Annotated in this window: 14 protein-coding genes; 10 read left to right on the top strand and 4 right to left on the bottom strand. The window is 65.7% G+C overall.

All coding sequences use genetic code 11. The features are described 5' to 3' along the window. The 3 genes from H8B02_RS37165 to H8B02_RS37155 all read right to left on the bottom strand — a co-directional run. The coding region (locus tag H8B02_RS37165) for a dihydrodipicolinate synthase family protein (RefSeq protein ID WP_229170751.1) at window positions 1-290 on the bottom strand (290 nt) is incomplete at its 3' end. 127 nt (window positions 291-417) lie between these two features. Then, window positions 418-1,323 carry a LysR family transcriptional regulator gene (locus tag H8B02_RS37160; protein ID WP_229170750.1) on the bottom strand — a complete coding sequence of 302 codons (906 nt, stop codon included), beginning with the start codon at window positions 1,321-1,323 and terminating at the stop codon, window positions 418-420. 137 nt (window positions 1,324-1,460) lie between these two features. Continuing rightward, a complete protein-coding gene (locus tag H8B02_RS37155) occupies window positions 1,461-2,798 on the bottom strand; it encodes an MFS transporter (protein WP_229170749.1) in 1,338 nt (445 codons plus the stop codon). Between the two features lie 212 nt (window positions 2,799-3,010). On the opposite strand from H8B02_RS37155, the gene H8B02_RS37150 reads away from it, so the two are divergent. Both H8B02_RS37150 and H8B02_RS37145 read left to right on the top strand, forming a co-directional pair. Next, window positions 3,011-4,042, top strand: a complete 1,032-nt coding sequence (locus tag H8B02_RS37150) for an alpha/beta fold hydrolase (protein ID WP_229170748.1) — start codon at window positions 3,011-3,013, stop codon at window positions 4,040-4,042. A gap of 14 nt (window positions 4,043-4,056) precedes the next feature. Continuing rightward, window positions 4,057-5,007: a fatty acid desaturase gene (locus H8B02_RS37145; protein WP_229170747.1), complete on the top strand. Its 951-nt coding sequence runs from the start codon at window positions 4,057-4,059 to the stop codon at window positions 5,005-5,007. Window positions 5,008-5,010: 3 nt separating this feature from the next. Here H8B02_RS37145 and H8B02_RS37140 read toward each other — a convergent pair whose 3' ends face one another. After that, on the bottom strand, window positions 5,011-5,622 hold the full coding sequence (locus tag H8B02_RS37140; protein ID WP_229170746.1) for a TetR/AcrR family transcriptional regulator: 612 nt from the start codon (window positions 5,620-5,622) through the stop codon (window positions 5,011-5,013). A gap of 151 nt (window positions 5,623-5,773) precedes the next feature. Here H8B02_RS37140 and H8B02_RS37135 point away from each other — a divergent pair, with 151 nt between their 5' ends. The 8 genes from H8B02_RS37135 (at window position 5,774) to H8B02_RS37100 (ending at window position 13,440) form a co-directional block, all read left to right on the top strand. After that, window positions 5,774-6,799, top strand: a complete 1,026-nt coding sequence (locus H8B02_RS37135) for a histone deacetylase family protein (protein ID WP_229170745.1) — start codon at window positions 5,774-5,776, stop codon at window positions 6,797-6,799. Window positions 6,800-7,036: 237 nt separating this feature from the next. Continuing rightward, the gene (locus H8B02_RS37130; protein ID WP_229170744.1) at window positions 7,037-7,966 is read left to right on the top strand and encodes a Gfo/Idh/MocA family protein; all 930 of its coding nucleotides are present in this window, start codon (window positions 7,037-7,039) and stop codon (window positions 7,964-7,966) included. A gap of 2 nt (window positions 7,967-7,968) precedes the next feature. Then, on the top strand, window positions 7,969-9,039 hold the full coding sequence (locus tag H8B02_RS37125; RefSeq protein ID WP_229170743.1) for an aldose epimerase family protein: 1,071 nt from the start codon (window positions 7,969-7,971) through the stop codon (window positions 9,037-9,039). A gap of 35 nt (window positions 9,040-9,074) precedes the next feature. Then, window positions 9,075-9,953 (top strand): SMP-30/gluconolactonase/LRE family protein, encoded by an 879-nt coding sequence (locus H8B02_RS37120; protein ID WP_229170753.1) that lies wholly within the window; start codon window positions 9,075-9,077, stop codon window positions 9,951-9,953. A 58-nt stretch (window positions 9,954-10,011) separates the two neighbouring features. Next, the gene (locus H8B02_RS37115; protein ID WP_229170742.1) at window positions 10,012-10,758 is read left to right on the top strand and encodes a TetR/AcrR family transcriptional regulator; all 747 of its coding nucleotides are present in this window, start codon (window positions 10,012-10,014) and stop codon (window positions 10,756-10,758) included. A gap of 19 nt (window positions 10,759-10,777) precedes the next feature. Continuing rightward, window positions 10,778-11,647, top strand: a complete 870-nt coding sequence (locus H8B02_RS37110) for an ABC transporter substrate-binding protein (RefSeq protein ID WP_229170741.1) — start codon at window positions 10,778-10,780, stop codon at window positions 11,645-11,647. Further along, window positions 11,647-12,570 (top strand): DUF1932 domain-containing protein, encoded by a 924-nt coding sequence (locus H8B02_RS37105; RefSeq protein ID WP_233287906.1) that lies wholly within the window; start codon window positions 11,647-11,649, stop codon window positions 12,568-12,570. Before H8B02_RS37110 ends, H8B02_RS37105 begins: the two co-directional genes overlap by 1 nt. An 87-nt stretch (window positions 12,571-12,657) precedes the next feature. After that, window positions 12,658-13,440 carry an SDR family NAD(P)-dependent oxidoreductase gene (locus tag H8B02_RS37100; protein ID WP_212315702.1) on the top strand — a complete coding sequence of 261 codons (783 nt, stop codon included), beginning with the start codon at window positions 12,658-12,660 and terminating at the stop codon, window positions 13,438-13,440. Window positions 13,441-13,691: the final 251 nt, after the last annotated feature.

Here is a 13,691-nt window from a genome sequence, read left to right as displayed (position 1 = left end):
CGCGCGATGGCGGTGCCGTAGCCGGTACCGGCCAGCACGGGAACGCGGCCCTTGGTCTCTTCGACCGCGATCTTCACGACGTGCGGAACTTCAGCCGGCGTCAGCGAGAAGAACTCGCCGGTGCCGCCGGCGGCGAACAGGCCGGCGACGTCATAGCCGCACAGCCAGTCCATGTTGGCGCGATAGGTCGCCTCGTCGAACGAATAGTCCGGCTTGAACGGGGTCACGGGAAAAGACAGGAGACCGCCACCGATTCTCGCGGCCATTTCCTGAGGGGTCATCTTGCTCATGGCGCCACTCCTTGAATGATGTTGGGATCAGGGATGCGCGAGCAGCGCGCGTCCATGGCCGAATTCTTAGGGAATGCTTCGATGCGCGTCCAAGCCAAACGCGGTATCGAGCGATACACAATCTGCATCAATCGGCGCGCAGATGCGGCGCGGCGATTTCGGTTGCGATCTCGATCAAGGACGGCAGCAACTGGTTCTCGTGGTCGCGCCGCCACACCATGAACAGCTCGACCGGCACCGGCGTGCGCAGCTTCAGCGGCTTCAACTTGACGTCCGCGATCTTCAGGCTGGCGGCGGCCTCCGGCACGATCGCGACGCCGAGCCCGGCGCGCACCATGGCCAGGATCGAATGGATCTGGCTGAGATGCTGCACATAGCGCGGCAGCACGTCGGCGCGCGTGAACAGCGACACCAGCAGATCGTGGAAGTAGCGCGCCTCATAGGGCGAATACATCACGAAGGGCTGGTCGTCGAAATCCTTGATGCTGACGGTCTCCGCCGCGGCCAGCGGATGCTTCTTCGGAATCGCGGCCAGCAGGGGCTCGGCCACGACGCGCCGGCTGGCGAATTCCGGCCGCGCGATCGGCGGGCGCAACAGGCCGGCATCGATCTGGCCGGTGGTGAGCGCCTCGAACTGATCGCCGGACACCATCTCCTTCAGGGAAAAATCGACCTCGGGCAGGCGGGAGCGGGCGGCTGCGATCAGATCGGGCAGGAAGCCATAGGCGGCCGCGGCCGTGAAGCCGATCTTGAGCGAGCCGGTCTTGCCGAGCGCGATGCGGCGGGCCACCTGCGAAGCGGATTCCGCGAGCTTGAGGATGCGTCGCGCCTCGGGCAGGAAGCTGCGCCCCGCCGGGGTCAGCCGCACCGAACGGCTGGTGCGTTCCAGCAGCGGCGCGTCGATGATGTGCTCGAGCACCTGGATCTGCCGGCTGAGCGGCGGCTGTGTCATGTTGAGCCGCGCCGCGGCGCGGCCGAAGTGTAATTCCTCGGCCACTGTGACGAAACAGCGGAGCTGGTTCAGGTCGAACATCGATGCTAGCCTGGAATGGATCGCGCGAGGATTTGTACGTTCTAGCATCGATGCCTCCCACTGGCCAAGAAGACAAACAAGAAGACAAAGACGGCGGCCGAAGCCGCCGTTGATCTGTTGTTGCGGCGGCCGCCCGGTCAGGCCGTCTTCAGCTGCACCCGCTTGATCTCGCCAACGATGAACAGATAGGCGATCGCCGCGACCAGCGCGTTGGCACCGACGAACACCAGCGCGCCGTTGAACGAGCCGGTGGCGGCGAGGATGTAGCCGATGATGATCGGCGTGGTGATCGAGGACAGATTGCCGAAGGTGTTGAACAAGCCGCCGGAGACGCCGCCGGCTTCCTTCGGCGAGGTGTCGGAGACGACCGCCCAGCCAAGCGCGCCGATGCCCTTGCCGAAGAAGGCGAGCGCCATGAAGCCGACCACCAGCGCCTGGCTGTCGACGTAATTGCAGGCGATGATCACCATCGAGAGCAGCATGCCGCCGACGATCGGGATCTTGCGCGCCATGGTCAGCGAGCCGGTGCGGCGCAGCAGGTAGTCCGAGATTACGCCGCCGAGCACGCCGCCGATGAAGCCGCACAGCGCCGGTAATGTCGCGACGAAGCCGGCCTGCAGGATCGACAGCCCGCGCTCCTTCACCAGGTAGACCGGGAACCAGGTCAGGAAGAAGTAGGTCAGCGTGTTGATGCAGTACTGGCCGATATAGACGCCGAGCATCATGCGGTTGGCGAGCAGCTGGCGGATATGGTTCCAGCCGGGGCCGCTGTCGTGCGTCTTGCCGCCCTTCGCCGCGTCCATGTCGACCAGCGCGCCGCCCAGCTTGATATAGTCGAACTCGGCCTCGTTGATCCCAGGATGGTCCTTCGGCTCGTAGATCGTCTTGATCCAGGCGATGCCCATCACGATGCCGAGCCCGCCCATCACATAGAACACGTGACGCCAGCCGTATTCATGCGCGATCCAGCCCATCAGCGGCGCGAAGATCACGGTCGCGAAATACTGTCCGGAGTTGAAGAACGCCGATGCGGTGCCGCGCTCATTGCCGGGGAACCAGGCCGCGACGATGCGGGCATTGGCCGGGAACGATGGCGCTTCGGCGAAGCCGACCAGGAAGCGCAGCCCGAACAGCAGCACCACGGCCGCGCCCCCGGAGAGGAACCCGACTAGGCCCTGCATCGCGGTGAAGATCGACCAGACGATGATGCTGATCGCATAGACCCATTTGGAGCCGTAGCGGTCGAGCAGCCAGCCGCACGGCACTTGCGCGACCACATAGGACCAGCCGAAGGCTGAGAACACGTAACCCATCGCGACCGGGTCGAGATGCAGTTCCTTGGAGAGGGCGGGGCCGGCGATCGAGAGCGTGGCGCGATCGGCATAGTTCACGGTGGTGACGAGAAACAGCATCGTCACGATCAACAGCCGGACGCGGGATCGCCGCGCGTCGGTGGCGGACACAATTGCGCTCATTCGCGCCTCCTCGAATATTTCCTCGGGGTCTGTCCTAGAGAGATGACGGCAATGGGTCCAAGCCGAAAGGGGTATTGATCGATACCGATTTTGAATGGATCGGCCCGGTGTCATGCCACCTTTGTAGCTCTTGCTTCGGTTCCAAATTAGTGTACTATGAGTACAGTTATTGAGGGCGCAGCGCCGCGCCTGCCGTTCGAGGTCGAATACCCATGACCACGTCACGCGACTATGAGGTGTTCGAAGCAGGCAGGGTGACCTTGCAGGGCGGCGCCGTGTTTCCGCAACTTGCGCTCGCCTACAAGACCTTCGGCACGCTGAACGCGGCCAAGGACAACGTCATCCTCTATCCGACGTCGTTCGCCGCGCAGCATGACGACATCGAATGGCTGGTGCAGCCGGGCGGGGCACTCGATCCCGAGCGCTACTTCATCATCATCGCGAACCTGTTCGGCAATGGCCTGTCATCCTCGCCGTCGAATTCGAGCGAGGTGCTCGGCGGCGCGCCGTTTCCCGCCTTCACCTTCCATGACGCGGTCGCCACACAGCGGCGGCTGCTGGTCGAGCGGTTCGGCGTGACCAAGCTCGCGCTGGTCTACGGCTGGTCGATGGGCGGCATGCAGGCCTATCACTGGGCCGCGCGCTATCCTGATATGGTGGAGCGCGCCGCGGTGGTCTGCGGCAGCGCGCGGTGCTCGCCTTACAACCACGTCTTCCTCGAAGGCGTGAAGGCTGCGCTGACCACCGATCCCGCCTATCGGGATGGCCGCTTCGTCGCCAAGCCGACGGCGGGCCTTCGCGCGATGGGGCGCGTCTATGCCGGCTGGGCGATGTCGCATGAGTTCTATCGCGAGGAAGTCTGGCGCGAGGCCGGCTTCAGCTCGCTGGAAGACTACCTCGCGGGATCGTGGGACGGTGCCTTCGCGCGGCGCGATGCGAACAATCTGCTGGCGCAGATTGCGATCTGGCAGGCCGGCGACATCAGCCGCTGCGATGAATTCGGCGGCGACTTCGACCGCGCGCTGGCGGCGATCAAGGCGCATGTCCTGCTGATGCCGGGGCGCACCGACCGCTATTTCGATCCGCGCGACAACGAGGATGAGCTCGGCCGCCTGGTCAATGCGCGCTCGGTGGCGCTGCACGCGATCCCCTCGATCCACGGCCACCGTGCCGGCAATCCGGTCAACAACGCCGAAGACCGCGCCTTCATCAACGCCGAGATCTCGGCATTGCTGCAACGTTGACAAGTGAGACGACCATGAGCACCGCAGAGACCAGTGACGCCGGACCGCGCCTGAAGCCGCTCAGCCCGCTGACCCTGCGCGATCTGTCGACCAAGTCGAACCTTGCCGGCGCGGTGCGCGCGGCAAGCCATTACGGGATGATCGTTGTGGTCGGCGCGCTGATCTGGCTGGTCTCGTCGCGCGATGGTCTCGCGTGGGCGATGCCGCTGATTGCTATCCAGGGCTACTTCGTCGCGTTCCTGTTCATGGTGGTGCACGAGACCGCGCACAAGACCGCGTTCCGCAGTCATGCGCTCAATCTTGTGGTCGGCAATCTGTCCGCCTTCATGATCGGATTGCCTTACCAATATTACTGCCTGTTTCACTGGGACCATCATCGCTACACCCAGGATCCGGACAAGGACCCGGAGCTGATCGTCGGTCCCAAGCCGGCGTCGGACACCCAGCTCGCGATTGCCTATTCGGGGCTGTTGCAGGTGCTGGTCCGGATCCGGCTGATGTTTCGGCATGCATTCACCGGGAAGGTGATCGTGCCGTGGATTCCGCAGCACAAGCGCGCCTCGATCGTGCTGGAGGCGAGGCTTTATCTCGCGGGTTATCTGCTGTTGCTCGTGGCATCGCTCGCGCTGCACAGCGCGATCCTGCTGTGGGTGTGGATCGTGCCGCTGCTGGCCGGTCAGCTCATCCTGCGCCCATATCTTTACGCCGAGCATACCGGTTGCGAGCGGACGCGGAGCGCATTCGAGAACACGCGCACCACGATGACAGGCCGGATCATGAAATGGTTCGCCTGGAACATGCCCTATCATGTCGAGCATCATGCCTATCCGACGGTGCCGTTTCATGCGTTGCCGAAGCTGAACGCCATCGTCGATGGCCACATCGTGTATCGCGGCAGCAATTACCGCGCGGTGACGCGCGAGACCTGGGCCTGGTTCCGCCGTCAGCGGCAGCGGTCTGCGTGATACTCACGCCTCGGCGTGCGGCCGCAGCACCAGATTGACGAGGTTGCGGGCATAGGCCGGCGTCAGCGGCTTGATGCCGAAGACATAGCGATAGAACAGGCTGCCGTAGATCGCGTCATAGATATCGCCGGGCACACCCGGCGCGCCGATGCTGCCGTCCTTCTGGCCGGCGGCGATGATTTCCAGCATCCGGCTGCGACGCAAACCAAGGTAGCGCGCGTAGAACAATTCCGCCGTGCCGGTCTGCGAGATGCATTCCGAGATCACCGCGAGCTGCACCCGCCCGAACTCGCCCTGCAACGCCTCGACATAGCTCGCGACGTGGCGGCGGATGCGGGCCACCGGATGGCCCGCTTCAGGCAGCGGCACCGCGCGCGAGGCCTGGTCGAGGAAGGCATCGATCAGCAAGGCCTCGCGCGACGGCCACCATTTGTAGATCGTCATCTTCGAGACGTTGGAGTGTCTGGCGATGGCGTCGATGGTGGTGGCGGCAAGGCCGGTGGTCGCCATCAGCGTATAGGCGCTGTGCAGGATCGCGGCCGTGGTCGCGGCAGAGCGTGGCCGGCCGCGCCGCCCCGCTGTCGTATCCTCCGCCTCCGCCTTGCTTCCCGCCATGGCCGGGATTCGTATCCTGCGTGTTTGAATCATTGCGTGCCCTGCGGACATAGCATGAAATCGCGCGCTGTTTCAGATCGTCGCCGCCGCTGATACTGTACAATTCGCCAGCGAAGGCTCAGCTTAACTGCTCACCGAACAGGAGTATCCCGTGAAGGCCGTCTACAGTGATCTGCACCGCAGCCATGATCCGCAATTCTTCCTGGTCCGCGGTGTGGTCCAGCGCACCACCGAGCAGCCCGAGCGCGCCGACCGCCTGCTGGCGGGCCTGAAGGCCGGCAAGCACACGCTGATCGAGCCGACCAAATTCGGGCAGGGGCCGCGGGCGCGGGTGCACAGTCCGGAATATCTGAGCTTTCTCGAAGGAGCCTGGGACGAATGGTCGGCGCTCGGCAATGCCGGACCGGAGATGATCGCGAACATGCATCCGGTGCGCAACGTCGGCACGTACCCCACCCACATCGTCGGCAAGCTCGGCTGGCACACGGTCGACACCGCGGCGCCGATCGGCCCCGGCACCTGGGCCGGCGCCTGCGGCTCCAGCGACGTCGCGGCCACCGCGGCGCAGATGGTGCTTGACGGCGAGGATGCCGTCTACGCGCTGTGCCGACCGCCCGGCCACCACGCCTATCGCGATCTCGCCGGCGGCTTCTGCTTCCTCAACAACAGCGCGATCGCTGCCGAGCATCTGCGCCAGAAGCACGAGCGTGTCGCGATCCTCGATGTCGACGTGCATCACGGCAACGGCACGCAGGGCATCTTCTACGAGCGGCCGGACGTCTTCACGGTTTCGATCCACGCCGATCCGTCGTTCTTCTATCCGTTCGTCTGGGGCTATGCGCATGAGCGCGGCGCGGGGGCCGGCCTCGGCACCAATCTCAACATTCCCCTCGCCAAGGGCGCCGGCGACGACGATTACATCAAGTCGCTCGCGGTGGCCGAGAAGGCGATCCGCTCATTCGCGCCGACCGCGCTCGTGGTTGCGCTCGGTCTCGACGCCTCCGAGAAGGACCCGCTCGCGGGCCTCGCCGTCACCACCGACGGCTTCCGCCGGATCGGCGAGGCGCTCGCCCGTTTCGGCCTGCCGACCGTGCTGGTGCAGGAAGGCGGCTATCTCTCCGACATCCTCGGTGCCAATCTGACGGCGGTGCTCGGCGGATTCGAAGCCGCGCGCTAGCGCGGCTTCGAATGGAGCGGTGACCGGTTCGCGTGAAGAAAACCCGTCAAAACAACAGTTTGGAGCATCGGTTGTGATGGATCAGAACCGATGCCCCCGCCGTGCGCCGCACAACAAGGCGTCGTGGAACTGCGCCTTTGCAACCAAAGCCGGATCATGCCGTTGGTATCCGGCGCTGCCCTATGACCTTGCCCGGCAGCATCGGCCGTCCGGGCGGGCAGCAACGCGAGGACGGCCATGAGCGATCTGCTTCGCATCGCCATCGTCGGTTTCGGGGAGATCGCGTGCCGGCAGCACGTGCCTGCGATCGCGAAGACATCAGGCGCTGCACTCGTCGCGGTGGCCGATCCGGCCAAGACCCCATCCGGCCTGCCGCATTTCCGCGACTTGCAGGAGTTGTTGCGCGACGGGCCGGAGATCGATGCCGTTGTACTGTGCACGCCGCCGCAGGCGCGTCACGCGCAGGCCGCCGCGGCGCTCGCCGCAGGGAAGCACGTGCTGCTGGAGAAGCCGCCTGGGTCTACGTTAGGCGAACTCACGCCGTTGATCGCGGCCGCTGGCGAGGCGGGCCGGACATTGTTTGCGGCATGGCACTCGCGCTACGCACCCGCGGTTGGGCCGGCTCGGAAATTGCTCGCCGGCCGCACGATCAACAAGGTGATCATCATCTGGAAGGAAGACGTCCGCGTCTGGCATCCAGGCCAGGCCTGGATCTTCGAGGCCGGTGGCTTCGGCGTGTTCGATCCCGGCATCAACGCGCTGTCGATCCTGACCGAGATCCTGCCGCGTCCAGTCTTTGTCAGGAGCGCGATGTTGGACGTTCCTTCCAACCGGGAGGCGCCGATTGCCGCGGCAATCGAGCTGTCCGATGAGAACGGTCTGCCGATCCACGCCGAATTCGATTTTCGCCAGACCGGGCCGCCGAGCTGGGACATCCTGTGCGAGACCGAGGCCGGGTCTGTGACGCTGTCGAAAGGCGGACGGCAGCTGCGCGACGGCAACAGGTTGGTGGTCGATGCCACGGATGAGGAATATCCCGCACTGTACCGCCGCTTCGTCGCGCTGACGTCGGACGGAAAGTCCGAGGTCGACCTCGCGCCCTTGCGGCTGGTCGCCGATAGCTTCATGCTGGGGCGACGGCGCTCGGTCGAGGCGTTCGGGGACTGACAATGACATTAGCCAGCATTGCTCGCGCGCCCTTCGGCAAATTGCCCGACGGCACCGTGGTCGAGCGCGTGACGCTGCGCGGCGAACACGGCTTCGAGGCCAGCATCCTTCCCTTTGGCGCCACGCTGCAGGCGCTGCTCGCGCCCGATCGCGGCGGGCATTGCGACGATGTCGTGCTGGGCCACGACGCGTTCGACGGCTATGTCGCGCAGCGCAAATTCTTCGGCGCGACCGTCGGGCGCTACGCTAACCGGATCGCCGCCGCGCGCTTCGTGCTCGATGGCGAGACGGTGAAACTCGACGCCAACAACGGCCCCAACGCGCTGCATGGTGGCCCGCAGGGCTTTGATCGCAAGCTGTGGCGGATCTTCGAACTATCAGATGAACCGGGGCCGACGCTGGTGCTGGAGCGCGAAAGCCCGCATGGCGAAGAGGGCTATCCGGGCAATCTTCAGACCCGGGTGACCTATCGCGTGCGCGCCCCGATGGAACTCGCGGTCAGCTTTGAGGCGACCACCGACCGGCCGACATGCGTCAACCTCACTAATCACAGCTTCTTCAATCTCGACGGCGCACGCTCCGGCACGCAGATCCTCGATCATCGGCTGACGATCGCGTCAGACCATTTCCTCGCGGTGGACGCCACCGCGATCCCGCTACAGGAGCCGCCGCGGCCGGTCGATGGCACGCCGTTCGACTTCCGCAAGCCCACCACGATCGGCGCGCGCATCAGGATGAACGACGAGCAGTTGCGGCTCGGTCGCGGCTACGACCACAATTTCTGTCTGGCCTCGGGGACAGGCGTTCGCTTCGCCGCGCGCCTCGAGGCGCCGCACAGCGGCCGCGTGATAGAGCTGTTCACCGATCAGCCGGGGTTGCAGTTCTATTCCGGCAATTTCCTCGACGGCTCGAGCGCCGGCAAGGGCGATCGGCTGTATCGCCAATCCGACGCGCTCTGTCTCGAGCCGCATGCCTGGCCGGATACGCCGAACCGGCCCGACTTCCCGTCGGCGCGGCTCGATCCCGGGCAGGTCTATCGGCGTACCGCAATTTATCGATTCTCTATCGTGTGAGTGACGCCATGACCGACCGTGCCGCCGAGCCGCCGATCGAACAGGTGCCGACATCCGTGCTGTCCGCCGAGCGTTGCCACCTCGGCGAGGGGCCGACCTACGACGCGGCGACCGATACCGCCTGGTGGTTCGACATCCGCGAGCGTCGGCTGTTCGAGCATCGTTTTGCAAGCGGCCGCACCGTCATTCACGAGCTGCCGAAAATGGCGAGCGCATTGGCGCGGATCGACGGCGAGCGGCAGCTGATCCTCACCGAGGATGGCCTTTACGTCCGGCAGGTCGCCGGCGGTCGCATGGAGCTGTTCGTCGCGCTCGAAGCCGACAATCCGATGACGCGCTCCAATGATGCGCGCGTGCATCCGTCGGGCACCTTCTGGCTCGGCACAATGGGGCGTCAGGCCGAGCACGGGGCCGGCGCGATCTACGCGCTGCATCACGGCCGCATCACGCGGCTCTATCCCGGGATCACGATCCCCAATGCGATCTGCTTCTCGCCCGCGGGCGACGTCGGCTATTTCGCCGATACCGCAACCAACGTGCTGCATCGCGTACCGCTCGATCCATCCACGGGATTGCCGACCGGCGAGCCTGTCGACCTGATCAGGCATCAAGGCACCGGCGGGCTCGACGGCGCGATCGTCGATGCCGATGGGATGATCTGGAACGCGCGCTGGGGCGGTGGCTGCGTCGATGTCTACGATCCGAGCGGCCGGCACCTGCGCTCGCTGAAGGTGCCGGCGAAGCAGTCGAGCTGCCCGGCCTTTGTCGGCCGCGATTTTGCGCGCGTGCTCGTTACGTCAGCCTGGCAAGACATGGACGAGGCCCAGCGCGAGGCCGATCCCGGCCACGGTCAAACCTTTCTGCTCGATGCCGCGGCACGCGGCCGTGCCGAGCCTGACGTCAGACTGTCCTGAACGCGGGCTCGCCGCCGCCTTGTTGACGTGACCTGAATATTTGGACGATAGTACAAATATGGTCCGTAAACCTGCCAAGTCCGGCATGAAGGCCGACGCCAAGATCGCCAGCACCCGCAAGCCGAACATGCGCGAGGCGATCCTCGCCGCGGCAGAGGAATTGTTCTCGACCTACGGCTTCAACGCCGTCTCGGTGCGCGACATCGCGCAGGCAGCCGGCGCCAATCCCGGCAGCGTGACCTATCACTTCAAGACCAAGGACGGCCTGCTGCTGGAGATCTATCGGCGGCATTGCGGCCCGATGAACCGGCGGCGCTCGGAGCTCCTGGCGGCGGCGCGGCGGGTGCGCGATCTGCAGGACCGGCTGGAGGCGATCGTGCGCGCCTATGTGCTGCCGGCCTTCACCTCGGGCAGCGATCTTGCCGGCGGCGGAACGCGATTCACGCGGTTGCGCGCGATCATGTCGGCCGAGGGCAATGAGGTCGTGCGCAAGATCATCGCGCAAACCTTCGACGATACCAGCCATGCCTTCATCGACGCGATCCATGAGAGCCTGCCGCATATTCCACGCACCGATCTGGTCTGGCGCGGCCACTTCCTGCTCGGCGCCCTCTACTACACGCTGGTGACGCCGGAGCGCGTCTCGCGCCTGTCGCGCGGCAGCGCCGACGGCACCGATGCCGGCCACGCGATCGAGGAGCTGGTGCGCGCGACGGTTGCCGCGCTGCAAGCCGCGCCGCTCGATCAACCAGCGCCTGTGCCGCGCAAGGCCGCAAGCGTGAATCCAGGGCGCGCGCTGACCTGACCCCGCGGAGTTCGTCGCCATGGAGAAACTTCGGCTGCGCACGGTGCTTGGCGATCATCCGCACGTCCAGGCGGTGAAGAGCGGCGAGCTGCGCTCGGAGCTGTTCGATCTCGACTTCACCGCGTTCACGCCGACCAACGCCGCGTTCAAGCCGATGGTGCGCGAGCAGGCGTTCGACGTCTGCGAGATGGCGATTGTCACCTATTTGATGGCAAGGGCGCACGGCAAGCCGCTGGTGCTGCTGCCGGCTGCGATGGTCGGCCGCTTCCAGCATGGCTGCGCGCTATATCGCGCCGACCGCGGCACGCTGATGCCCGCCGATCTCGAAGGCAAGCGGGTCGGCATCCGCTCGTTCACCACCACGACGGGCGCATGGATGCGCGGCATCCTTGCCAACGATCATGGCGTGAACCTCGACCGCATCGACTGGGTCACCTTCGAGGACCCGCATGTCGCCGAATATGCCGACAGCATCGAACGTGCCCCGAAGGGCAGGGCCATCATCCAGATGCTGAAGGACGGCGAGCTCGATGCCGTGCTGGGCGAGACCTCGAGCGATCCGGCGCTCAAGCCGTTGTTCGCCGATCCGGCCGCAGAGGCGGCGCGGTGGTACGCGCGGCATGGCGTCGTGCCGGTCAATCATCTGGTGGTGGTGACGACGCAGCTTGCGACATCGCGCCCGGACGTGGTGTGGGGCCTATACGAACTCCTCAAGCGCGCCAAGGCGAAGGCCGGTCCGCCTGATGTGCCGGACCTGCTGCCGTTCGGCGTCGAAGCGAACCGCAAGCCGCTCGAACTGATGATCGACTATTGCGCCCAGCAGGCGCTGATCCCCCGGCGCGTCACGGTCGACGAGCTGTTTGACGACACAACACGGGACTTGAACTGATGACAATCTCCAGCGATCCGCGGCAGTGGCAGGTCGGCATGCTCGGCTATGGCGAGGTCGGACGCATCCTCGCCGAAGACCTGCGCAAGCAGGACGTGAAGGTCGCCGCCTACGATATCAAGCTCGACCGCGGGGAGGGCGCGGCGCTGCGTGCCCACGCGGCGGAGACCGGCGTCGCGCTTGCGCAGTCCCACGCCGATCTCGCGGCGCGGGCCGATTTCATCATCTCGGCGGTGACGGCGAGCCAGGCGGTGCCGGTGGCCGAGGCTTGCGCGCCCGCCATCCGGAACGGCGCCTGGTTTCTCGATTTCAATTCGGCCTCGCCCGGCGCCAAGCAGCGCGCGGCGGCGCACATCGACGGCGCCGGCGGCCGTTATGTCGAGGGCGCGGTGATGACCTCGCTGCCGCCCTACCGGATCAAGGTGCCGCTGCTGCTCGGCGGCCGCGGCGCGCGCGAACTGGCGCCGCTATTGGTCGCGCTTGGTTTCGCGGCGAAGGTCGCAAGCGACGAGCTTGGCGTGTCCTCGGCGGTCAAGATGTGCCGCAGCATCATGATCAAGGGCCTTGAGGCCATGGTGATCGAGAGCTTTACCACCGCACGTGCCTATGGCGTCGAGGATGCGGTGCTGGCCTCGCTCAGGGAGACCTTTCCAGGCATCGATTGGGAGAAGCAGGGCGCCTATTTCTTCCAGCGGGTGATCGAGCATGGCCGGCGGCGTGCCGAGGAGGTGCGCGAGGTGGCCGAGACCGTGCGTGAGGCCGGGCTCGCGCCATGGTCCGCCTCGGGCACCGCCGAGCGGCAGGGCTGGATCGCCGATCTTGCCGATGACGGCGTGTTCGGGCCCAAGGGAACGCCGGACTTCGCCCGCAGCGCCGATTGGCGCACCGAGGCCGACCGGATTCTCGCGCGCAGCAAGTCCTGAGTGCTGCGCGCGGAGAATCCGCCGCGTTCCCTGCCGACGCGCAATGCGCTATTGCTCTGCGAACAGTTTTGGTCTGGAGGCACTCCCATGAAGAATTCCGGCAAGGTCGTCGCCATCACCGGAGCGGCGCGCGGCATCGGCAAGGCCTGTGCGGCGCGCTTCCTGTCCGATGGCGCCAGGGTCGTCATCTCGGATGTCGATGCTGCGGGGCTCGTCCACGCCGCCCAGGAACTCGGACATGAGGATCGGTTGCGGGCCGTCGAGGCCGACGTCAGCAAGCGTGCCGATGTCGATCGCATCGTCGCTCACGCGGTGAAGGAGTTCGGCCGGCTCGACGTCATGGTCAACAATGCCGGCGTCGCGCGCAACCGCGACTTCCTCGACATCAGCGAGGCCGAATTCGACGACGTGATGGGGATCAACCTCAAGGGCGCGTTCTTCGGCGTCCAGGCCGCGGCGCGCCAGATGATCGCGCAGGGCGGTGGCGGCGTCGTCGTCAACATGTCCTCGGTCAACGCGCTGCTCGCGATCCCCTCGCTTGCGACCTATGCGATGTCCAAGGGCGCGATGAAGCAGCTCACCTCGGTGGCTGCGGTGGCGCTGGCGCCGCACGGCATTCGCGTCGTGGCGGTCGGCCCCGGCACGATCCTGACCGAGATGGTGGCGACGGCGATCTTCTCGTCGGAGGACGCGCGGCGCAGCGTACTGTCGCGCACCCCGGCCGGCCGTTGCGGCGAACCGAGCGAGGTCGCCTCCGTCGTGGCGTTCCTCGCCAGCGACGACGCCTCCTACATCACCGGCCAGACCATCTATCCCGACGGCGGGCGGCTGATCCTCAACTACACGGTGCCGGTCAACGAGAAGAAGTAGGCTGCAGGTTCAATCGCGAGCCCACTGCCAAAATATCGAAAACAACCCCATGCAAAGTAGCCGGCGGCTGCCGGCGTTCGACCAGGCTACTTGACGCGTCGGGCAACTCAGTAGTATTCTTCTATTATTCCGAAATTGTGCTGACGCCCTCACTCTGTTCGGTGTCATCACCCGCGCATGTGGGTGATCCAGTATTCCACAGGCCGCAGGGCTTGAGCCGAGAGGCTGCGGCGTACTGGATCGCCCGATCG

Origin of the sequence: Bradyrhizobium altum, assembly GCF_020889705.1 — a bacterium.
Lineage (GTDB): Bacteria > Pseudomonadota > Alphaproteobacteria > Rhizobiales > Xanthobacteraceae > Bradyrhizobium > Bradyrhizobium altum.
This window is presented reverse-complemented; position numbering and strand designations above follow the sequence as displayed.

Excerpts from the sequence above, each read along its gene's own strand:
- H8B02_RS37125 (WP_229170743.1), top strand. The coding sequence starts at position 7,969 with ATGACATTAGCCAGCATTGCTCGCGCGCCCTTCGGCAAATTGCCCGAC.
- H8B02_RS37100 (WP_212315702.1), top strand. The coding sequence starts at position 12,658 with ATGAAGAATTCCGGCAAGGTCGTCGCCATCACCGGAGCGGCGCGCGGC.
- H8B02_RS37150 (WP_229170748.1), top strand. The coding sequence starts at position 3,011 with ATGACCACGTCACGCGACTATGAGGTGTTCGAAGCAGGCAGGGTGACC.
- H8B02_RS37160 (WP_229170750.1), bottom strand. The coding sequence starts at position 1,323 with ATGTTCGACCTGAACCAGCTCCGCTGTTTCGTCACAGTGGCCGAGGAA.
- H8B02_RS37155 (WP_229170749.1), bottom strand. The coding sequence starts at position 2,798 with ATGAGCGCAATTGTGTCCGCCACCGACGCGCGGCGATCCCGCGTCCGG.
- H8B02_RS37105 (WP_233287906.1), top strand. The coding sequence starts at position 11,647 with ATGACAATCTCCAGCGATCCGCGGCAGTGGCAGGTCGGCATGCTCGGC.
- H8B02_RS37140 (WP_229170746.1), bottom strand. The coding sequence starts at position 5,622 with ATGGCGGGAAGCAAGGCGGAGGCGGAGGATACGACAGCGGGGCGGCGC.
- H8B02_RS37110 (WP_229170741.1), top strand. The coding sequence starts at position 10,778 with ATGGAGAAACTTCGGCTGCGCACGGTGCTTGGCGATCATCCGCACGTC.
- H8B02_RS37130 (WP_229170744.1), top strand. The coding sequence starts at position 7,037 with ATGAGCGATCTGCTTCGCATCGCCATCGTCGGTTTCGGGGAGATCGCG.
- H8B02_RS37145 (WP_229170747.1), top strand. The coding sequence starts at position 4,057 with ATGAGCACCGCAGAGACCAGTGACGCCGGACCGCGCCTGAAGCCGCTC.
- H8B02_RS37115 (WP_229170742.1), top strand. The coding sequence starts at position 10,012 with ATGGTCCGTAAACCTGCCAAGTCCGGCATGAAGGCCGACGCCAAGATC.